Below are 20,246 nucleotides of genomic sequence, written 5' to 3' on the forward strand. Positions count from 1 at the left end.
TGTGAGTGCATGATAGTACCATAGACAGCAAGACATCATTCAACTAACAAACATGCACTTTATAACTTGTATAAACAAATGGAGGTAAGAAATATGGAAGACAACAAAAAAGACTATAGCGACTTCTTCAAGTCGCAGAATAACAATAGCGATTCGAACGACTCCATGAACCGTAAAGAAACGAACCCTGAAGAACCGCATGATCCGAACAAAGAAAGACCTTCCTATTATTATTCTTATGGCCCTTACAAGTCCGCTTTTAACGAGAGTAACGAACAGGAAGCACTTACAACCTCCGCATCAGGCACAGAGGGAACGTCCAGCGTCGAGGTTACCCCGCCTAAGAACTTGCGCCCGTTCAGCTTCGGCCCGGATGTAAGTTCTGCACAAGGACCTGGTCCTTGGGATTCGCATACTAGAAAACGTTCTTCTTCTGTAAAAAGCGTTTTCGCTGCTTTCATGGCTGGAGCCTTGGTCGTTGGAGGACTCATGTTCACCGCTGACAAAATGAACTTGTTCACAGGCAACCAGCCGCTGGCTTCGGGCAGCACGACTACGGCTACGACGAAGAGTTCCAGCGATAACGGCGAAGTGAAAAACGTAGGGCTTGACGTTGTCCGCCCTGGCAATATTTCCGCAATCGCGCAAAATGCAGGGCCTGCTATCGTGAAGGTCGAATCTTTGGTGAAACCGAAGCAGTCGACGCGCGGCGGCAACTCGCTTTTCGATGACCCGTTCTTCCGTCAATTCTTCGGGGATAACGGCGGCGGCAATACCGCACCAAAAAGCGGTACGCAAGATTCGGGCAGCGGCGAGCTTCAGCCGGCAGGGATGGGAACAGGGTTTATTTTCGAGAAAACCGGCTATATTTTAACAAATGAACACGTGGTTGATGGCGCTGATGAAGTGCAAGTTACGGTTGAGGGCTACGATAAACCATTCAAAGCTAAATTGCTAGGTAACAGCTATGACTTAGACTTGGCTGTCCTCAAAATTGAAGGAGACAAAGATTTCCCGATTCTCCCTCTTGGCAAAGCAGAAGATGTGAATGTTGGAGATTGGGTTGTTGCCATCGGTAACCCTTACGGCTTTGATCATACGGTAACTGTTGGTGTGCTCAGTGCGAAAGAACGTCCGATCAGTATTCCAGATACCAAAGGTACACGCGAGTATAAGCACTTGCTTCAAACAGACGCTTCCATTAACCCTGGTAACTCCGGCGGACCTCTACTCAACTTGAACGGTGAGGTTATCGGGATTAACACGGCGGTAAGCTCGCAAGCTCAAGGTATCGGATTTGCCATTCCGACAAGCACCATCTCTTCTGTCTTGGAGAACCTGAAAAACAACGTTCAAATTCCTAAAGAACCAGTTCCTTACTTGGGTGTAGGCTTGCAAGATATCGGTAAAGACTGGGTTAGCGAATTGAAGCTTTCCAATACGGACGGAGCATTAGTTGGCAGCGTTCAACGTAAAAGTCCTGCTTTCCAAGCCGGCCTTCGCCAATATGATGTCATTGTTGATATTAACGGTACGAAGATCAAGAACTCCCAAGAGTTGATTACCAAAGTTCAAGCTACAAAAGTCGGTGATAAAGTAACGTTAGGTGTGATTCGTGACGGCAAACGGATGGATGTGCCGCTTACAGTCGGAGACAAAAATACGTTGGCTGAAACGCCTGCTGAATAAGAGGAAGCAACTCATTTATTGACAATGATTCGTGCGTACGGTTAAAAGGAGTGGAGACCCGCGGGCCGCAAGCTTGCAGGCTCTGCTTCTTTTTGCTTGGCGAGCTGATTTTGATACAATGATAAGAAGGAAGAAGGGGGGCCAACCAATGAGGGAAAATATTATGGTGATCGATGATGATGAGAAAATTACGTCTATGTTGAGACGTGGTCTGGCATTTGAAGGATATTCCGTTGAAACGGCAAGCAATGGTGCTGAAGGGCTTAAGCAAATGTTGAGGTCGGAACCCAATTTACTGATCTTGGACGTGATGATGCCGCATATTGACGGTTGGGAGGTTGTGCGGCGCATCCGTGAAAGCGGCAGCGAGGTGCCGATCTTGATGTTAACGGCCAAAGACGAAATTAGCGATCGTGTGAAAGGCTTGGATCTTGGAGCTGACGATTATTTGGTCAAGCCCTTTGCTCTGGAGGAATTGCTCGCAAGGGTCCGAGTACTATTGCGCCGTCGAACGGAGCGGACAGAGCAGCCGACCAATCGTTTGACCTATGAAGATACGATTCTTGATTTGGATACGCGCGAAGTATTCCGTGACGATAAATTGATTGAACTTACGACCAAAGAGTTTGATTTGCTTCACCTGTTCATGCAGAATCCGAAGCGTGTCCTTTCACGCGACATTATAATGGAGAAAATATGGGGTTACGATTACAGCGGCGAATCCAATGTTCTCGAGGTATACATAGCACTGCTGCGTCAAAAGACCGAAGAGTTTGGCCATAAACGCTTGATTCAAACCGTCCGGGGAGCGGGGTACGTATTGAGAGGGGAATCCTGATATGTCGCTTCGTTTGCGGCTGACGCTTTGGTATTCCGGTGTTTTGGCATTAACGATGCTGCTTTTCGGGATCGTGCTGTACGTGTTTTTGAATTATTTTTTGTATGATCAGATCCGACAGGACTTGAAACGGGAAGCGGGGAATACCTCCCTGCGGATTCAGAAAAGCATCGCCCTTTCGCAAAAGGGGCTTGTCGTGGAATTAGAACTGGAGAACAGAGATTTCTATTCTACAAATACGTTCCTGCAATTATATAATGTGAATCTCAAAACCTTTAATCGCTCGGCGAATCTGCAATTTTATAATGTAGCTCTGCCATTGGATACTTCCAGCATTGATAAGTTGAAGGGTGATGACGGTGGTTTTTTTCAAAAAACCAAGGTGCTTGAGCAGGATTTCCTCATCTATTATCAAGGCATCTACGACCAATCGAGTAATCTGATCGGTATTCTCCAAGCGGCCGTCCCTATTGGCAGTTATGAGAGAACGGCCGTTACCCTTAAATACACGCTCATGTTCTGGGCATTGTTTACGATTATCGTTGCTGCTTCGCTGGGGTGGTTTTTATCGCGCAAGGCGCTTCAGCCGATTGAACGCGTGATTGATGCCGCCAACCAAATTGGAAGCGGAGACGATTTGGAGAAACGAATTGAGTATCAAGGACCGCTTGATGAAATCGGAAGGCTTACCCAAACGATCAATGGCATGCTTTCACGCATCCAGATTACTTATCTTGAGCTGGATGAAGCTTACCGCGCGCAGCGCAGATTCGTATCAGACGCTTCTCACGAGCTGAGAACACCGCTGACGACGATTCGAGGGAATGTGGACCTTCTGGAGAAAATGTGGAAGAAGACGTCAGGGACGGAGCTTGCTACACCGGAACAGATGCAAATGTCGCTGGAAGCGATGCACGACATTGCCGGAGAAGCGCAGCGGATGAGCAGGCTCGTGAACGATCTTCTCGCGCTTGCCAGAGCAGATGCAGGGGTTGTTATGGAGAAGCATCCTGTCGAAATGCTGCCACTCGTGCAGGAGGTTGTGAGAAGGGCGCAGTTGTTAGAGCATACGGCGGAATGGCAGGTGGGTGATCTGGAAGTTCTGGACCATGCCATCGTACAGGGGAATCGTGACTATTTACAGCAGCTGCTGTTTATTTTCATTGAGAATGCATTTAAGTATACGCCGGTCGGGACGGTGTCGATTCATGTGTCGCGGACGAATGATTTTGTCGGCATTCAAATTGCAGATACGGGGATTGGGATGGACAAAGAAGATATTCCGCGTATCTTCGACAGATTCTATCGAGCTGACCTATCCAGAGGGTTAACCACGGGTACAGGGCTAGGCTTATCGATTGCCAAATGGATTATTGATGAGCATGGCGGGTCCGTTGAAGTGACGACACGCAAAGATGAGGGCAGCACATTTATGATATGGTTGCCCGCTAACTTTCCTCTACCTGTGTAATCCGTTATAATAAAAGGAAAACAGATGATGTAGGCAGGTGGAAGGCATGGAAGTCGTACGAATTTCTCCAAGAGGCTACTGTTATGGTGTCGTAGACGCGATGGCATTGGCTATGCAAACTGCAAAAAATTTAAATCTTCCAAGACCGATTTATATATTAGGTATGATTGTGCACAATGCACACGTCACCGATTTCTTCAAAGAAGAGGGCGTCATTACACTGGACGGTGAGAACCGTCTCGAAATTTTGGAGCAAATTGAAAAAGGTACTGTCATTTTCACGGCACACGGCGTTTCTCCCGAGGTTCGGAGACGGGCAAGAGACAAAGGTTTGACGGTTGTCGACGCAACGTGCCCAGATGTGACAAAAACGCACGATTTAATTCGCGAAAAAGTAGCAGACGGCTATGAAGTTATCTATATTGGTAAAAAGGGGCATCCGGAACCGGAAGGCGCCGTTGGGGTTGCCCCTAGCCTTGTGCATCTTATTGAGAAGCTGGAAGAGGCGGATCGTCTTAACGTTAAGTCAGAACGAATTATCATTACGAATCAAACAACGATGAGCCAGTGGGATATCAGGCACATCATGAATCGTCTCTTAGAGCTGTTCCCTAAGGCCGAAATTCATAATGAGATCTGTCTTGCAACACAGGTACGGCAGGAAGCTGTGGCCGAACAAGCCAAAGAATCAGATCTGGTTATCGTCGTCGGAGATCCGAAAAGCAATAACTCCAACCGCTTAGCGCAAGTTTCAGAGGAAATTGCTGGAGTCAAGGCGTATAGAATAGCTGATATCACTGAATTGAATCGGGAATGGTTAACCCATGTCCGAAAAGTTGGGGTGACTTCAGGGGCTTCAACGCCGACTCCGATTACCAAAGAAGTCATTTCTTACCTGGAAAGTTACGATCCGAAAGATGAAACCACTTGGGCAGTTATACGTACTATTAATATGAAGAAGCTCATCCCGGCTATGAAGTCCAAAGCAGCCAGCAGTGAGTAATTCGTATTTATTCCACAGGGCGGGATTGTGACCAGCATGCAGAGCACTCAGAAGGTGAAAATGATGAAAACTCGCTACGATTGGAAAAGCAGCAAACGCTGGTTTAGGTACAAATATTTACTTCTTTTACGTGCCAAAGGCGGCCCTTCTAAGGTAGCGCGCGGCTTTTCAATTGGTCTGGCTATAGAAATGTTTACTCTGCCTACAGCTGGATTTGCATTCGTTCTTATTTTTCCTTTGGTCTATTTGTTAAGAGCTAATCTGCCTGCGGCATTAATTGGGTTTGTATTCGGCAAGGTGATTTATCTCCCGTTCTCAATACTCAATAAGCAGGTCGGAGATTGGTTGGTACCGAAGCATGTCAAGGTGTATCTGATTCATCATCTGCCTCACATCTTATCCAATATTATCCGAAGCGGTTTGGACTTGATTGTAGGTGGGATGGTGGTTGGAACGATTCTCGGTATTATTGCTTATTTCCCTGTTGTGCTCTTTCTCAAACACCATACAAATCGTCGCAAAGAAAAACGCAGACTCCGCAAGGATCAGCTAGCACCTTCTAAGCAAGAAGAATAGCAAATAAATTAACGCTTGACGAATCTTCGTCAAGCGTTGTATATTTACTTTAGTGATTAAAAGCGTAGAAGCGAACAAGCGTTGAAGTGTTTAAGTGGAACAACCCATATAAATGAGGAGCGTGTATATCATGATCGCCGTTACTTCTAACAAAACGTCTGACGAGCGTATTCAAGAAATCGTCCAATTTATTGAGAAGCAAGGTGTGCAAGCACACGTTTCCAAAGGTGAAGATCGTACAGTTATCGGTATTATCGGTCAAGCAGATCCCAAATTAGCAGAACAACTGCGCCAAATGTCAGGAGTGGAACAAGTTGTGAAAATTTCGAAATCATACAAATTAGCAAGCCGTGACTTCCATCCGGCAGATACCGTTATTAATATTAAAGGCGTGGAAATTGGCGGGGAGCAGTTGGTCGTTATGGGCGGACCTTGCGCCGTGGAAACACCGGAACAAATCGATGAAATTGCCCGTTTGGTGAAAGCGGCTGGGGGGCAAGTGCTGCGCGGAGGCGCATTCAAGCCAAGAACAGGACCTTACAGCTTTCAAGGCGTAGGTGTTGAAGGTTTGATCATGATGGCTGAAGCGGGCAAAAAGCATGGACTTCTAACGATTACAGAAGTTATGACTCCTGAATACGTGGATGTGTGCGCACAGTATGCAGATATCCTGCAAGTCGGCACACGCAATATGCAAAACTTTGACCTGCTTCGCAAGCTGGGTACGATTCAAACGCCGGTTCTGCTGAAACGCGGATTCAGCGCTACCTACGACGAATTCCTGAATGCAGCCGAATACATTCTTGCCGGCGGCAACCCGAATGTTATGCTCTGCGAGCGCGGAATCCGAACATTCGAAACTTACACACGTAACACGTTGGATTTATCTGCCATTCCAGTACTTAAACAGCTTAGCCATCTTCCTGTCATTTCTGACCCAAGTCATGGTACAGGTCGCAGAGAACTTGTCGTTCCGATGACGAAAGCTTCCGTTGCTGCAGGCGCGGACGGTTTGATCATCGAAATGCATACGGATCCGGACAACTCCATGACCGGTGACGGCGTACAATCCCTGTTCCCGGACCAATTCGCAAACTTGCTCGTAGATTTAGAGAAGCTTGCGCCATTGCTTGGCAAAAAGTTCGACACGAAGAAAGAAGCTATTCTGGCATAATATTATGTTCAAGGAAACGAGTTTCTTCTATTAGAAGAAACTCGTTTCCTTTATTTGTATATAAGAAAAGTCTGTGAAATAGTGTAAGCATAGCTTACACATAAATAAAAAATACCTGACATAAGTATTGACTGTGAAAGCTTAATCGCTATATAATATGTGCAAGATAACAACAAAAAGTTGAACATTAATCATGTAAAGTACGTTGAATGTACGGAAATGGGAGGGTTTTTTAAATGTCAGTTCAAAACGTGTTGAACCTTATCAAGGAAAAAAATATTGAGTGGGTAGATTTTCGTTTCGTAGGTCTTTCCGGTAAAGCACAGCATATCTCTTTGCCAGCTTCTGAAGTAGATGAAGAAACATTTGTAAACGGCGTAGCTTTTGACGGTTCCTCCATCCCAGGATTCCGTGGTATTGAACAATCTGACATGGTAATGATGCCAGATACGGAAACTGCTTATGTAGATCCTTTCACAGCGCACCCAACATTGATCATTATGAGCAACATCCATACGCCAGAAGGCGAACGTTATGATCGTGATCCACGTAGCATCGCACAAAAAGCTGAAGAATATCTTCAAACAACAGGTGTTGGTACGACAGCATTCTTCGCACCAGAATCCGAATTCTTCATCTTTGACGATGTTCGTTTCGAAAACGGCATGAACAAGTCCTACTTCGAAGTTGACTCCGAAGAAGCAGGTTGGAACACAGGCCGCAAAGAAGAAGGCGGTAACCTTGCTTATAAAGTTCCAGTTAAAGGCGGTTACGTTCCAGTAGCTCCAATCGATTCTCAACAAGACATTCGTTCCGAAATGTGTAACAAACTTGCTGACGCAGGTCTTCGTATCGAACGTCACCATCACGAAGTGGCAACAGCTGGTCAAGCTGAAATCAACTTCCGTTTTGACACTTTAACTAAAACAGCAGATAACCTGCTCAAATACAAATACATCGTTGCTAACACTGCTAGAGAATATGGCAAAGTTGCTACTTTCATGCCTAAGCCGCTGTTTGGCGACAATGGTAGCGGTATGCACGTTCATATGTCCATCTTCAACGAAGGCAACCCATTATTCTACGAAAAAGGCGCTTACGCTAACCTTAGTGAACTAGCAATCAACTACATCGGCGGTATCCTATACCACGCTCCTGCGTTGATTGCCATCACTAACCCAAGCACTAACTCCTTTAAACGTCTAGTTCCTGGTTACGAAGCTCCGGTTAACCTTGTATTCTCCAAAGGTAACCGTTCTGCAGCAGTTCGTATTCCAATCGCGGCTGTTACACCTAAAGGCTGTCGTATCGAATTCCGTACTCCGGACAGCACAGCTAACCCATACCTTGCTTTCGCAGCAATGTTGATGGCTGGTCTTGACGGTATCAAAAAGAAAATCGATCCACGTGCACTTGGATACGGTCCTTTCGATACTAACATCTATGAAATGTCCGATGCTGAGAAAGCTGAAATCCGCAGCGTTCCAGGTACATTAGACGAAGCTCTTGATGCTCTTGCAGCTGATTCCGAATTCTTGACTGAAGGCGGCGTATTCACACAAGATTTCATCGATAACTACATCGAATTGAAACGTGGCGAAGCGAAACAAGTTGCAATCCGTATTCACCCGCACGAGTACAACCTGTACTTCGATTGCTAATTCTTAGCCCTTATATCGTTTATAAAGATGAGCTGCTTCTATCATGGTTTTCCATGGTGGGGGCAGCTTTTTTTAATGATATTAAATCCTATATAATAATAATTATAATCTATGTCTGGAAATTTAATGAAAACCATGTATAATGAAATCATCAATCATTTCTTATTGTTTATTATTCCAACGCTGGGAAGGAAGATATGTAATGAGAATCACCTTAATTGCAGGAAGTAATCACCAAGCAGCTACAAGTACAAGACTTACTGAATACATTCAGCACTTGGTTCAATCGTATGGGCATCAAGCCACACTGATTGATCTGAACAAAACACCGATACCGTTTTATTCGCCGGACGATGCTCATGGAGGTCATGAAGCACTTGAGAATCTGAAACGTGCCATGCACGAAGCGGATGGCATCGTGCTCGCGACACCAGAATATCATAGCGGAATCTCTGGTGTTTTGAAAAATGCACTGGATCATCTGGGACAAGATCATTTTAATAATAAAGCCGTGCTTTCCGTCAGTTCATCGGGCGGTGCCGTAGCTGTCAGCTCACTGACTCAGCTGCAAACGATCGTTCGCAATCTTCATGGCATTAACTGCCCGGAGTGGATTTCCATTGGCGGCGATCAGCGGAAAAGTTTTCAAACAGGAGTGGCTTACAACGATATTCATCCGGATGTCGATAAACGCGTGCGACGTGTCGTAAATTCCTTCCTGGATTTGACAACCGTATTGAAAGTTCGACAATAGCTTGCTCAACAAGAAATAAGTTAATTCCACATTTTTTTTAAAAGAGTAATGTAAGCGTTCAGGCGCTTGGCATTGCTCTTTTTTTATTGTTAACCTGTATATGGTGAAATATGTTTACAATGATGCAGTAATCTGCTAAACTGACCACTATCTATTGTTAACCTAATAATTTAATTTTAGGTTAACAATAGAATCTATTTAGGAGGGAATGTCGTGTCCAAGTCCTACGAACGACTTGCGGCCCTAAATAAGTCGCACGTCTGGCATCCTTTTACACAAATGAAAGACTACAATAACGAGGATCCTCTCATCATTGAGCGCGGGGAGGGCGTTAGACTTTATGATGTTCAAGGACGCGCGTATTACGATGGATTTTCATCTGTTTGGCTAAACGTTCATGGACATCATGTACCGGAGCTTAACCGAGCCATTTCGAACCAATTGGAGCTTGTTGCTCATTCAACATTGCTAGGCATGGCGAATATCCCAGCCATTGAACTGGCGGAGCGGCTTGTGGACATCACGCCACATGGATTAAACAAAGTGTTTTATTCGGATTCTGGGGCAACCGGTGTGGAGATCGCGATTAAGATGGCTTTCCAGTATTGGCATAATAAGGGGCATCGCTATAAAAAATCCTTTATCACAATGGGGCAAGCGTACCACGGAGATACCATTGGTGCTGTGAGCGTTGGGGCGATTCCTCTCTATCATGACGTGTTTCGCCCAATGCTGTTTCAGTCGCACGTCATCCCTTACCCCTATGCTTATCGCCATGAAGGGGGGGCAGAGGGAGCCAAAGGAGCGACAATACAAGCTTTGCGCGATCTGCTGGAAACAAAGGCAGATGAGATTGCTGCACTTATCGTGGAGCCGATTGTCCAAGGAGCCAGTGGAATCATCGTGATGCCGGATGGCTGCCTGCGCGAGATGGCTGAGCTTTGCCGTGAGCATGACGTGCTGCTCATCGCGGACGAGGTAGCGACCGGTTTCGGTCGGACGGGAGAGATGTTCGCTTGTGATCTGGAAAGTGTTACACCGGATCTGCTGGTGGTGGGAAAAGGACTCACAGGCGGTTACTTGCCTGTAGCGGCAACGCTGGCGACGGATGAGGTTTATGGTGCCTTTTATGCGGACTATGAGGAGCAGAAAACCTTTTTCCATGGACACTCTTACACGGGGAACCCGCTCGGATGCGCGGTAGCTTTGGCCAGCTTAAGGCTTTTTGAGGAGAGAAACATGCTGGAGGGAGTTCGTTCGAAGGCAATTTTCACTGCAAATAAACTAGCGGCGCTCAAAGACAGACCGCACATCGGTGAAATCCGGCAGAAAGGGCTGATGGTCGGAATCGAGCTTGTACGTGATAAAGGTTCACGAGAACCGTACGAGTGGGGAGAGCGAATGGGCGTGCGGACGAGCCAGAAGGCCAGAGAACTTGGCATGCTGACACGGCCGCTCGGCAATGTGATTGTCTTCATCCCGCCATTAGCCAGCACGGAGGCCGAGCTTGGAGAGATGACGGAGATTTTGGCGGCATCCATTATTCAGGTCACAGAAGGATGAGGTGGTCGATGAACAAAAACAACGAGGAGCCGATACGGGGACTGTTCATCACAGGGACGGACACCGGAGTCGGCAAAACGATGGTGACAGCCGCCATAGCAGCGGCGCTTCGTTCGGACGGCTGCCAAGCAGGCGTGTGGAAGCCTGTACAATCAGGCGCGCTTCTGGGCAGCGGTGAAACGGATGCTGAATGGCTGCTGCAGCTGACGGGGATAAATGAGCGGCCGGACACCGTTGCGCCATACACGTTTGAAGCGCCGCTGGCTCCAATGCTTGCTGCCAGACAAGCCGGCGTGACTTTGACGATGCAGGAGCTGATCGACGCGGGCAAACCGCTTATGGAGCGATACGATGCCCTGCTGGTCGAAGGTGCAGGAGGCGTGGCCGTTCCGCTGAACGATGATGCCTTGATGGTGGATTTGATTACAGAGCTTCAAATACCTGCACTGATTGTTGCCCGTTCCGGTCTAGGCACAATTAACCATACGATTTTGACAGCAGCTTTTTTACGGCATTGTAAAATCCCGATTATAGGCGTCATCTTAAATGATGGGAATGATCCAGACATTCAAAACGATCCGAGTATTGTCACAAACGCGGAGCTTATCGAGCAGTATAGCGGTCTTCCCGTTCTCGGTCGTTTTCCTTTCTTGCCTGCTGATGAGGTTCATACAGATCTTTTAATACATACAGCCGGGAAGTCCATACAACTTGCGCCAATCAAAAAAGCGCTAAACATTGTGCCCAATGAAGGCTTAGGAGGAAAACATGAACAACCTTTCAACCTGTAAGGAGTGGCCTTTGTTGGCCCAAAAAGCATTAAACGGCGAGTGTTTGACGGAAGAAGAAGGGCTGGCTGTGCTCGAAGCAAGCGATGATGAGGTGTTGCCCCTGCTGCAAGCCGCTTTTCAAGTAAGAAAGCACTATTACGGCAAAAAGGTCAAATTGAACATGATTATTAATGCGAAAAGCGGGCTCTGCCCCGAGGACTGCGGCTATTGCTCGCAATCGATTGTCTCCACGGCGCCGGTAAATAAATATACCTTGCTTGATAAAGGTACGCTGCTTGCCGGCGCACGTGAAGCTATGGCGCGTAAAGCCGGAACCTACTGTATTGTAGCGGCAGGCAAGGGACAGACAGACAAGGAATTGGCGCAAGTCGTGGATGCGGTAAAAGAAATCCGTGAAACGATGCCGCTAAAAATTTGCGCTTGTCTAGGCATTTTGAAGGATGAGCAAGCGCAGCGGCTTGCAGAAGCAGGTGTACATCGGTACAACCATAATCTCAATACAAGCAAAGCAAACTACCCGTCGATAACGACGACCCATACGTACGATCAGCGTGTTGAAACGGTGGAAAAAGTCAAAACGTACGGCATGTCCCCCTGCTCCGGCGTTATTATCGGGATGGGCGAAACCAATCAAGAAATTATAGAAATGGCCTATGCGCTGCGTGAACTGGACAGCGATTCGATACCGATTAATTTCCTCAATGCCATTCCTGGAACGCCATTGGAGCACGCAGGCCGCACTCCTGCGATGAAGGCTTTGAAAGTACTTGCATTATTCCGCTTCATCTGTCCGTCCAAAGAAATTCGTGTAGCCGGAGGCCGTGAAGTGAATCTACGTACATTGCAGCCTATGTCGCTGTACGCGGCGAATTCGCTATTTGTCGGTGATTATCTGACAACGGCAGGTCAATCGATTGGCGTGGATCACCAAATGATTGAAGATTTAGGTTTTGAGATTGAACTTAACGCATTGTAAGGTGGTACGAACAATGAACGTGGAATCTTCATTGAAATGGATGAAACAGGAACTTGCCTCCATGGAAGAGGCTTCCTTGAAACGATCTTTGCAGGCAGGTTCAGCAATTCCAGGGCTTCCTGGGCGCATGCTTCGCGGAACTGGGGAGCTCAACTTGCCCAACCTGCTCAACTTGTCCGGCAACAACTACCTTGGGCTGTCCCAGCATCCTGCGATGATCGAGGCGATGCGGGAGGTGCTGCTCCAAGAAGGGGTTGGCGCGGGGGCATCCCGCCTTGTGACTGGCAACCGGCCGGCTTATACGGAACTCGAGGAAGCCATTGCCGATTGGCAGAGCTGCGAAGCAGCCCTTGTATTTGCCAATGGGTATATGGCTAATACAGGAGTTATCCGTGCCGTGGTTGGCCGGGATGATGTGGTGTTCAGCGATCAACTGAATCATGCCAGCATTGTTGACGGTATTCTAATGAGCCGGGCTGAGTTGGCGCGTTATCGGCATAACGATATGGAGCATTTGGGAGCGTTATTGCATAAACACCGCGACAGGAAGCGAAAGCTGATCGTGACGGATGCGGTCTTCTCCATGGACGGAGATCAGGCCCGCTTGGAAGATCTGATCCTGCTCAAGCATGAGTATGGAGCGATGTTGATGGTGGACGAAGCGCACAGCGGAGGAATCTATGGAAGACATGGCGAGGGATTATGCCATATACGTGGGGTCAAGGACGAGGTGGACATCCATATGGGAACGTTCAGCAAAGCCTTCGGCGCCTATGGAGCGTATGTGTGCGGGAGCCGGACGCTTATTGATTTTCTCGTAAACAAGGCGCGCACGCTTATTTATTCAACGGCCATGCCCCCTGCGCTGGTCGCAGGCATTGCTCAAGCTCTAGTGCTGGTGCAGCAGGAGCACTGGCGGCGCGAACGGCTGCGTACCAATCATCGTTCTTTCCGATCTCATCTGGAAAAGATGGGCTTTGTCCTCGGGATCGGCGATTCTCCTATCGTGCCGATGATTGTGGGCGATAATGAAACTGCCTTGCGTTTCAGCGCTGCGCTGGAAGAGAATGGCATCGCAGCGGTGGCGATCCGTCCGCCGACAGTTCAAGAAGGGACAGCGCGTATCCGCTTCTCCTTATCCGCAGCCCATACAGATAAAGAACTGCGGGAAGCAGCGGCGTGCATTCGTGAAGTGGGGCTGCAGCTTGGAGTGATGGGACGATGACGATGACACCAGAGAAGAGCGGAACGATTCTATGGCTGCCTGGGTGGAGTATGCCGCCCGCGGTGTTTGATCAGCTCTGTAAGGCGCTGCCTGAATATCATCATGTGTACCTCAACTATAGCGAGGCTGAAACATCTGAAGACTTGTTGACGTACACGGAGAAAATGGTAACAAAATGGATAACGTCAACGCTGCATCGACCTCTTTTTATTGGCGGATGGTCGTTAGGCGGATTGCTGGCGCTCCATTTAGCAGCAAAAGGTTTTGTCGACGGTCTCATCTTATTCGCGGCGACGGCACGTTTCATTCGTTCTAGAGACGAGGCCCATCTAGGACAGCCTGATGCTAATGTGAGGCAGATGATGAAAGCTATTGCGCAAGATGCGCTTGCTGTTGAAACCAATTTTCGCCAAATGTTATGGACGGAAACAGAGCGGGAGTCAGGAATCGGCGACCAACTTCCTCCGATAGGCAGCTGGACAGCGCCCGCTCTGCTGGCAGGACTTCAAGTTTTGCGTAAGGTGGAAGTCAGCGCTTTACTCTCGGAAATTGCGTGTCCGGTGCTTCTGTTCCATGGCAGAGAAGATCGGATATGCCCTTACAAAGGGGCGGAAGAGCTTGCAGCGGGACTGTCTCGTGCCCATTTATATGCCATTCCTGATTGCGGTCATGCACCGTTTCTAGGAAGGGAAGAAGAGATCGCAGCGAAAATGAGGCGGTGGCGTGATGAACAGCTCCATGGAAATTGAACGTCAATTTAATCGGAGCTCTGCGGGATCCTATGATGAACATGCCAACGTGCAGAAAATGATGGCTGAGCAGCTTGCAGCAGTTCTCAAAGAAAGCGCAAGAGAGAGTACGCCAACGCGAGTAGGCAGCATTCTTGAGATTGGATGTGGCACAGGCATTGTGACGAGCGGGTTAGTTGAAAAATACCCCATAGCGTCGATCACCGCTCTGGACATAGCACCTGGCATGCTTCAGGCGGCTGAGCGGCGTGTTCGAGGCAGTCAGCCAGCTGACAGGGACATACGGTTTATCCATGGCGATGTGGAAAAGTGGTCGGCAGCCGCACCGCCGGCTTCCTTCGATCTGATCGTCTCCGGCGCCTGCTTTCAGTGGCTGCAGCAACCGAAACAGACGCTACAGCACCTTCGGCGTCTTCTTCGCCCGGGAGGCGTGTTGGTGTTTACGACATTCGGGCCGGCAACATTTTATGAGCTGCATGAGTCATTCAGGGAAGTATACCGACAGTACGGACAGCAACCGCAGCGGCATGGGCTGACTTTTCAATCCGGCGCAGGGTGGAGAGATATGCTTGTTGACAGCGGCTTTACGTACACGAACATTCAAGAAGATCGCTTGCTTCACGTGGAGACGTATCCGACTCCAAAGAAATTTTTGCATGCAGTTAAAGCTATGGGGGCTAGCACATCAGAAGCAGCGGTTTCACCTGGCATCGGCACACGGCGTTTGTTCGTCGAGATGTACAAAGCATATGAGACGAAGTTTAGCGTATTAGGAGGCGTTTCGGCTACCTATGAGCTTTTGATGATGCAAGCGAGGGTTCCTTATAAAGATAGAGATTCAGACAAGTTCTGAGTCTCTATCTTTTTTATTCCTACATACTTTTGACACATTTATGTGCTAAGGTATGGAAAATTAGGCGGGGAGGGAAATCATGGGAGTAAATTGGACGAACGCAGAAGCTGTTCATTTATTGCTTCGGGCCGGATTTGGAGGGGCTGAGAGTGAAGTTAACGCTTGTGTGGCGCTGGGGCGCGAGGAGACGGTGCGACGGCTTATCGCAGGAGAAGCGTTGACCGAAACGGTGGCGCTGACACCTTTTGATCAATTAAGCGCAGACAGCAAAAAAGCTTTGGATCCGTTACAGCTTGGCGATCAGCAAATGTACTGGTTATACCGGATGGTGAATTCCAGCGCGCCGTTGATTGAGAAGATGACGTTGTTTTGGCATGGACATTTTGCAACAGCAAATTACAAAGTTAAGAATGTCACATTGATGGTTCAGCAAAATGAGCTGTTCCGGAAGTATGCATTAAGCAATTATAAGGAGCTGGTACTTGCTATCGGCAAAGATCCGGCAATGATGATCTGGCTTGATGTGAATCGCAATAAGAAAAACAAACCGAATGAAAACTACGCGCGTGAAGTGATGGAGCTTTTTACATTAGGAATTGGCCAATATACCGAAACGGATGTGAAGGAAGCGGCAAGGGCTTTCACAGGCTGGACCTATAATGAAAAGGAGAACAAAGTGGCGTTTAATCCCAAACAGCATGACAATGATTCGAAAACGCTGCTCGGAGAAAAGGGGAATCTCGACGGCGATGAGACTATTGACATTATTTTTCATCAAAAGTCGTTATCTACCTTTCTGGCCTTGAAATTGCTCAACTACTTCGCCACAGACAATCCATCAGACAGCTGGGTACAGCAAGTAGCTGCGCTCATCACCCAGAAGGCGACAATTGGCGAAGTGCTTCACGAGCTGTTCATGTCGGATGACTTTTATAACCCCGATTTGCGGTTATCCCTTATTAAAACACCGGCTGATTATGTTGCTGGCATTCTCAGAACCATGCAGCTGCATGTGGCCAAAGGGCATGCGCAAGCGATGAGGAAGATGGGGCAGGAACTGTTTTCGCCGCCGGACGTTGCAGGCTGGAGAGGCGGCGTATCATGGCTGAACACCAATTTGCTGCTCGCGAGGTATCAATTCGCTGAGTCCATTGCTACGCAAATCAACTACAAGCAGGCGGACACTGCCCCGAAGCAGGCGGAACGGCCGGAGGAATGGGTGAAGTTGTGGAGTCAGCGTCTTGGAATCACTCAACTGTCTGATAAGACGATGCAAGGTTTAAGCGCTTATGTGGAAGATACCATTTTACATACAAAGCAGAAAAATGCCGGTTTACGAGGCTTGGTGCAACTCCTTTTGATTAGCCCGGAAGCGCAAATGAAATAATGGGGGTGAAGGGCATGAAAATGACAAGAAGGGAATTTCTGCTGAAAGGGACCGCGATGTTTGCTACTTTAAGCTTTGGCGGCATCTTGTTCACGGAAACGGGCAGATCGATCTTCGCCGGGGGAGCCAGTGACGATGTCGACGAGCCGGTGCTGGTTGTTGTGCAGCTTAGCGGGGGCAATGACGGCATCAATACGCTGATTCCATATGGGCAAGGCGTCTATTATGATTCAAGGCCGACGCTGGCTTATCAGCAAAAGGATGTGCTTGCCCTTGATTCTCAAGTGGGCTTGCATCCTAGTCTGGCAGGGCTCGCTGCCCTTTTCAAAAATGGAAACATGGCGATCATTCAAGGCGTCGGTTATCCTGAGCCGGATCATTCCCATTTCCGTTCCATGGAAATTTGGCAGACTGCAGAGCCTGCCCAAATTAGCCGGAGCGGCTGGTTAGCCCGCTATATAGAGTCTTCGCTGCGCGATAATGCGAACCCGCTCAAAGCGGTTCAGATCGGTGCGGCGGGCAGCAAAGCTTTTGCCTCGGAGAAGATGAGCTTTCCCGTTATTCAATCTCTGGAATCGTATCATGTGATCGATCCCAAAACGCCGATGATGGATAAGAATCGGATAACCAAAGCTTTTTTGGACATGTATAGCGATCAGAACCGGATGGAACAGCTGTGGGTCGTTTCGGGGCGCGGGTATGAAGCTTATAAAAGCGTCGAAGCCATACAATCTTTAACAGCCTCTTATACCAATAAAGTTGAATATCCCAAAACGAATTTTGCCAGTGATCTTCAACTCGTTGCCAAGCTGCTGGCGGGAAAGTCCGGAACACGTGTATTCAATGTCCAAATCGGCGGTTTCGATGATCATGCCGATGAAAAGGAGCAGCATGCAAGGGTTTTGACACAGGTCGATCAAGGTTTGACGGCTTTCTATAAGGATTTGGAAGCGCAAGGATTGCAGGATCGGGTTGCGATTATGATGTTTTCCGAATTTGGGCGTCGTGTGAAGGAAAATGGGAGCGGCGGCACGGATCACGGCACGGCGGCACCGATGTTTGTGATTGGCGGGAAAGTGAAAGGCGGTCTCTATGGCGCTTACCCGAGTCTAAGCAATTTGGATAACGGGGATTTGAAATATGAGGTTGATTTCCGCTCTGTGTACAATACATTGGTGGATCGTTGGTTAAAAGGAGATGCTTCGGCTGTTCTTGGGAAACCTTATGAATCGTTGAAGTTTATATAGCGAAAGTGGTAACCTGATTAAAGGAGTAAAAATATTTAAAAATGTGATACAAGCATGGAAGGCGGGCTGAAGGATGGTGGAAATAAAACCGATCTCGGATCATTTGAAGGAGCATTTATCCATCCTTTTCGTGGGGTACAACCCTAGTATTCGATCGGGTGAAACCGGCCATCACTATGCGAATCCGAACAATCGCTTTTATCGCATATTATTTCAAGCTGGATTAACACCACGGCTCTATAAGCCGCAAGAAGATCAAGACCTACTTGAACTTGGCTACGGGTTTACGAATATCGTAGCGAGACCCTCACTGACGGCTGCTGAAATAACGCCTGAGGAGTACCGGCAAGGCCGCATCATTCTTAGGGAGAAGATTCAAAGTATGCAGCCAAGGGTTGTATGTTTTGTAGGCAAAGGGGTTTACGAGCAGTATAGCGGACGCAGAGGGATGGCTTGGGGCAGCCAGCCAGATCCCATCGTACCAGGCGTAGTAGAGTACGTATGTCCCTCTTCCAGCGGGCTCGTTCGCATGAAATTGGAAGAGATGGTCGCTATCTATACCGGAATTAAAACATTTATCGGGATGGAGTTGGGTAAGGGATGAATATTCCATGGCTGCAGTGGGCTAAAGAAATTCAAGCGATTAGTCAAGCCGGGCTTGCCTACGGCGAGAACGGCTATGATTTGGAGCGCTACGAGGCGCTGCGCAAGATCAGTGTGGAGATGATGAGCCACTTCACGGACACCCCGATTGACAAAGTGACGGAATTATTCGCCAGCGATACGGGGTATCAGACGCCGAAGGTTGATATTCGAGCGGTTGTCCTAAAGGAGAACAAAGTGCTCCTTGTGAAGGAAAGAGCCGACGGCGCATGGGCTTTGCCAGGAGGTTGGGCGGATATTGGCTATACACCGAGCGAAGTCGCTGTCAAAGAGACGCGTGAGGAAGCCGGATACCAAGTCAAGCCTGTGCGTTTGCTGGCCGTTCTGGACAAGAAGTGCCATGCACACCCGCCTGCCCCCAACTATGTATACAAAATATTTATCTTATGCGAATTGGTCGGCGGTGAGGCGCTAGAGGTCAGCTTGGAAACGACCGAAGTCGGCTTTTTCGGCGCACATGAGCTGCCGCCTCTCTCGATCGAGCGGAATACGGTCGAGCAGGTCAAACGGATGATAGAGCTTGCAGGCGGCCCGGCATCACAGGTGCTGCTCGATTAAAACAAAAATGCTCCCCAGTCGTATAGCCACGGCGGGGAGCATTTTGATTATCGCATCAATATAGGCTTAAGCTGATCGAGAATATCCTCCATTTGCTTGGAGCATTGCTCGTACATCGCTTTGGCTTGTTTATTGTTGGTTGTCAGTCCGTATAACATCAGGTCTGCTTCGATCTGTTTCAGAGTCGCGAAGAGAGTAGCTTTTTCCTGCGGTATGGGAACGTTGATCTTATCGTCAAATAAATCAAGATACAATTGTCCGTACGAATCGACTTGCCCTAGAAAAACATTTTCGACCGTTACCCCAACCTTATCCAACTCCGTTTTCAGCCATCCCCGGTTAAATGAAAGGGTTGCTAATGCTTCATCTAATATCTCACCGTCCATAATGACGGCTTGCGGCTCTTTCTCCGGTGCAACCTTGATGCCCAAATGCTTCGCAGTGAGCGGTAAATTCTCCCGATGCAGCAATACGTTGATTTCACCGCTTGGCTCCATGATCGCAAATTCAACATCGGCCACTTTGAAAACCGAACGCTTGCGCAGTTGTTCCATAAGTTCATCGGTGGTGAGCCGTTCTTTTTTCAAATTATCTTCTAAAACCTTCCCGTCCCTAATGAGTACAGTGGCTTTGCTGTCAATAAAATCGCGCATTTTTTTGCTTTTAAGCTGTAATAGTTCAATGCCTAGCGAACACGCGATCCAAACGGTTAACGAGATCAGGCCGAGGTACCATTTCGAATCGATATCCAAAGATATCGCTCCAGCCAGATTTCCGATGGTAATACCCGTGATGTACTCGAACAGAGATAATTGGGACACTTGTCTTTTGCCAAGAATCTTGGTCATGATGAACAATACGAGTACGGCTAAAAGGGTGCGTACAATGACTTCATAAGCATCGGGCATGTGATTTCCTCCTTACATGTTAGAAACAGTAGGCAAGTTTATACATTATTTGTGAAAATAATGGAAATTATACGCCGGGGCCCAAAGGAAAAACGCCCAGCGGCTCATACGAAGGCTGCCGGCCCAAGTGGCTGCGGTAGAGGACGATGTCCTCTACCCG

19 protein-coding genes are annotated in these 20,246 nt (G+C 48.1%); 18 read left to right on the forward strand and 1 reads right to left on the reverse strand.

Annotated elements, in window-relative coordinates; translation table 11 throughout:
- The first annotated feature begins 93 nt into the window (after window positions 1-93).
- From PCH02S_RS30105 to PCH02S_RS30190, 18 genes are all read left to right on the forward strand, one after another.
- Complete coding sequence (locus PCH02S_RS30105; RefSeq protein ID WP_127457788.1) at window positions 94-1,689, forward strand: S1C family serine protease; 1,596 nt, start codon at window positions 94-96, stop codon at window positions 1,687-1,689.
- Between the two features lie 148 nt (window positions 1,690-1,837).
- The gene (locus PCH02S_RS30110) at window positions 1,838-2,527 is read left to right on the forward strand and encodes a response regulator transcription factor (protein WP_127457789.1); all 690 of its coding nucleotides are present in this window, start codon (window positions 1,838-1,840) and stop codon (window positions 2,525-2,527) included.
- 1 nt (window position 2,528) lies between these two features.
- Complete coding sequence (locus PCH02S_RS30115) at window positions 2,529-3,998, forward strand: sensor histidine kinase (protein WP_127457790.1); 1,470 nt, start codon at window positions 2,529-2,531, stop codon at window positions 3,996-3,998.
- Window positions 3,999-4,044: 46 nt separating this feature from the next.
- Complete coding sequence (locus PCH02S_RS30120; RefSeq protein ID WP_127457791.1) at window positions 4,045-5,001, forward strand: 4-hydroxy-3-methylbut-2-enyl diphosphate reductase; 957 nt, start codon at window positions 4,045-4,047, stop codon at window positions 4,999-5,001.
- Between the two features lie 60 nt (window positions 5,002-5,061).
- Window positions 5,062-5,577: a DUF2062 domain-containing protein gene (locus tag PCH02S_RS30125; RefSeq protein ID WP_246069306.1), complete on the forward strand. Its 516-nt coding sequence runs from the start codon at window positions 5,062-5,064 to the stop codon at window positions 5,575-5,577.
- A gap of 130 nt (window positions 5,578-5,707) precedes the next feature.
- On the forward strand, window positions 5,708-6,751 hold the full coding sequence (aroF, locus tag PCH02S_RS30130; protein ID WP_127457792.1) for a 3-deoxy-7-phosphoheptulonate synthase: 1,044 nt from the start codon (window positions 5,708-5,710) through the stop codon (window positions 6,749-6,751).
- 236 nt (window positions 6,752-6,987) lie between these two features.
- Window positions 6,988-8,412 (forward strand): type I glutamate--ammonia ligase, encoded by a 1,425-nt coding sequence (glnA, locus tag PCH02S_RS30135; protein ID WP_127457793.1) that lies wholly within the window; start codon window positions 6,988-6,990, stop codon window positions 8,410-8,412.
- 202 nt (window positions 8,413-8,614) lie between these two features.
- Window positions 8,615-9,166 (forward strand): NADPH-dependent FMN reductase, encoded by a 552-nt coding sequence (locus tag PCH02S_RS30140; RefSeq protein WP_127457794.1) that lies wholly within the window; start codon window positions 8,615-8,617, stop codon window positions 9,164-9,166.
- Between the two features lie 213 nt (window positions 9,167-9,379).
- Window positions 9,380-10,729, forward strand: a complete 1,350-nt coding sequence (gene bioA, locus PCH02S_RS30145) for an adenosylmethionine--8-amino-7-oxononanoate transaminase (protein WP_127457795.1) — start codon at window positions 9,380-9,382, stop codon at window positions 10,727-10,729.
- Between the two features lie 8 nt (window positions 10,730-10,737).
- On the forward strand, window positions 10,738-11,520 hold the full coding sequence (gene bioD, locus PCH02S_RS30150; RefSeq protein WP_127457796.1) for a dethiobiotin synthase: 783 nt from the start codon (window positions 10,738-10,740) through the stop codon (window positions 11,518-11,520).
- A complete protein-coding gene (gene bioB / locus PCH02S_RS30155) occupies window positions 11,498-12,496 on the forward strand; it encodes a biotin synthase BioB (protein WP_127457797.1) in 999 nt (332 codons plus the stop codon). The genes bioD and bioB overlap by 23 nt, the downstream gene beginning before the upstream one ends.
- Before the next feature lie 13 nt (window positions 12,497-12,509).
- Window positions 12,510-13,721, forward strand: a complete 1,212-nt coding sequence (gene bioF / locus PCH02S_RS30160; RefSeq protein WP_246069308.1) for an 8-amino-7-oxononanoate synthase — start codon at window positions 12,510-12,512, stop codon at window positions 13,719-13,721.
- A complete protein-coding gene (locus PCH02S_RS30165; protein WP_246069309.1) occupies window positions 13,718-14,470 on the forward strand; it encodes an alpha/beta fold hydrolase in 753 nt (250 codons plus the stop codon). The genes bioF and PCH02S_RS30165 overlap by 4 nt, the downstream gene beginning before the upstream one ends.
- On the forward strand, window positions 14,448-15,323 hold the full coding sequence (gene bioC, locus PCH02S_RS30170) for a malonyl-ACP O-methyltransferase BioC (RefSeq protein WP_127457798.1): 876 nt from the start codon (window positions 14,448-14,450) through the stop codon (window positions 15,321-15,323). Before PCH02S_RS30165 ends, bioC begins: the two co-directional genes overlap by 23 nt.
- A gap of 79 nt (window positions 15,324-15,402) precedes the next feature.
- On the forward strand, window positions 15,403-16,710 hold the full coding sequence (locus PCH02S_RS30175) for a DUF1800 domain-containing protein (protein WP_127457799.1): 1,308 nt from the start codon (window positions 15,403-15,405) through the stop codon (window positions 16,708-16,710).
- A gap of 14 nt (window positions 16,711-16,724) precedes the next feature.
- Complete coding sequence (locus PCH02S_RS30180; RefSeq protein WP_127457800.1) at window positions 16,725-17,957, forward strand: DUF1501 domain-containing protein; 1,233 nt, start codon at window positions 16,725-16,727, stop codon at window positions 17,955-17,957.
- Window positions 17,958-18,039: 82 nt separating this feature from the next.
- A complete protein-coding gene (locus PCH02S_RS30185; protein WP_127457810.1) occupies window positions 18,040-18,561 on the forward strand; it encodes a mismatch-specific DNA-glycosylase in 522 nt (173 codons plus the stop codon).
- Window positions 18,558-19,178: an NUDIX hydrolase gene (locus tag PCH02S_RS30190; RefSeq protein ID WP_127457801.1), complete on the forward strand. Its 621-nt coding sequence runs from the start codon at window positions 18,558-18,560 to the stop codon at window positions 19,176-19,178. The genes PCH02S_RS30185 and PCH02S_RS30190 overlap by 4 nt, the downstream gene beginning before the upstream one ends.
- Window positions 19,179-19,225: 47 nt before the next feature.
- Here the strand turns inward: PCH02S_RS30190 and PCH02S_RS30195 are convergent, their stop codons facing one another.
- Window positions 19,226-20,086 (reverse strand): DUF421 domain-containing protein, encoded by an 861-nt coding sequence (locus PCH02S_RS30195; protein ID WP_127457802.1) that lies wholly within the window; start codon window positions 20,084-20,086, stop codon window positions 19,226-19,228.
- Window positions 20,087-20,246: the final 160 nt, after the last annotated feature.

This window comes from Paenibacillus chondroitinus NBRC 15376 (assembly GCF_004000765.1).
GTDB lineage: Bacteria > Bacillota > Bacilli > Paenibacillales > NBRC-103111 > Paenibacillus_E > Paenibacillus_E chondroitinus.

What these genes read in the sequence shown, in the direction of transcription:
- aroF (WP_127457792.1), top strand. Translation starts at nt 5,708, where the DNA reads ATGATCGCCGTTACTTCTAACAAAACGTCTGACGAGCGTATTCAAGAA.
- PCH02S_RS30190 (WP_127457801.1), top strand. Translation starts at nt 18,558, where the DNA reads ATGAATATTCCATGGCTGCAGTGGGCTAAAGAAATTCAAGCGATTAGT.
- PCH02S_RS30125 (WP_246069306.1), top strand. Translation starts at nt 5,062, where the DNA reads ATGATGAAAACTCGCTACGATTGGAAAAGCAGCAAACGCTGGTTTAGG.
- bioD (WP_127457796.1), top strand. Translation starts at nt 10,738, where the DNA reads ATGAACAAAAACAACGAGGAGCCGATACGGGGACTGTTCATCACAGGG.
- glnA (WP_127457793.1), top strand. Translation starts at nt 6,988, where the DNA reads ATGTCAGTTCAAAACGTGTTGAACCTTATCAAGGAAAAAAATATTGAG.
- PCH02S_RS30115 (WP_127457790.1), top strand. Translation starts at nt 2,529, where the DNA reads ATGTCGCTTCGTTTGCGGCTGACGCTTTGGTATTCCGGTGTTTTGGCA.
- PCH02S_RS30140 (WP_127457794.1), top strand. Translation starts at nt 8,615, where the DNA reads ATGAGAATCACCTTAATTGCAGGAAGTAATCACCAAGCAGCTACAAGT.
- PCH02S_RS30175 (WP_127457799.1), top strand. Translation starts at nt 15,403, where the DNA reads ATGGGAGTAAATTGGACGAACGCAGAAGCTGTTCATTTATTGCTTCGG.
- bioC (WP_127457798.1), top strand. Translation starts at nt 14,448, where the DNA reads ATGAACAGCTCCATGGAAATTGAACGTCAATTTAATCGGAGCTCTGCG.
- PCH02S_RS30165 (WP_246069309.1), top strand. Translation starts at nt 13,718, where the DNA reads ATGACGATGACACCAGAGAAGAGCGGAACGATTCTATGGCTGCCTGGG.
- PCH02S_RS30110 (WP_127457789.1), top strand. Translation starts at nt 1,838, where the DNA reads ATGAGGGAAAATATTATGGTGATCGATGATGATGAGAAAATTACGTCT.
- PCH02S_RS30105 (WP_127457788.1), top strand. Translation starts at nt 94, where the DNA reads ATGGAAGACAACAAAAAAGACTATAGCGACTTCTTCAAGTCGCAGAAT.
- PCH02S_RS30180 (WP_127457800.1), top strand. Translation starts at nt 16,725, where the DNA reads ATGAAAATGACAAGAAGGGAATTTCTGCTGAAAGGGACCGCGATGTTT.
- bioF (WP_246069308.1), top strand. Translation starts at nt 12,510, where the DNA reads ATGAACGTGGAATCTTCATTGAAATGGATGAAACAGGAACTTGCCTCC.
- PCH02S_RS30195 (WP_127457802.1), bottom strand. Translation starts at nt 20,086, where the DNA reads ATGCCCGATGCTTATGAAGTCATTGTACGCACCCTTTTAGCCGTACTC.
- bioB (WP_127457797.1), top strand. Translation starts at nt 11,498, where the DNA reads ATGAACAACCTTTCAACCTGTAAGGAGTGGCCTTTGTTGGCCCAAAAA.
- PCH02S_RS30120 (WP_127457791.1), top strand. Translation starts at nt 4,045, where the DNA reads ATGGAAGTCGTACGAATTTCTCCAAGAGGCTACTGTTATGGTGTCGTA.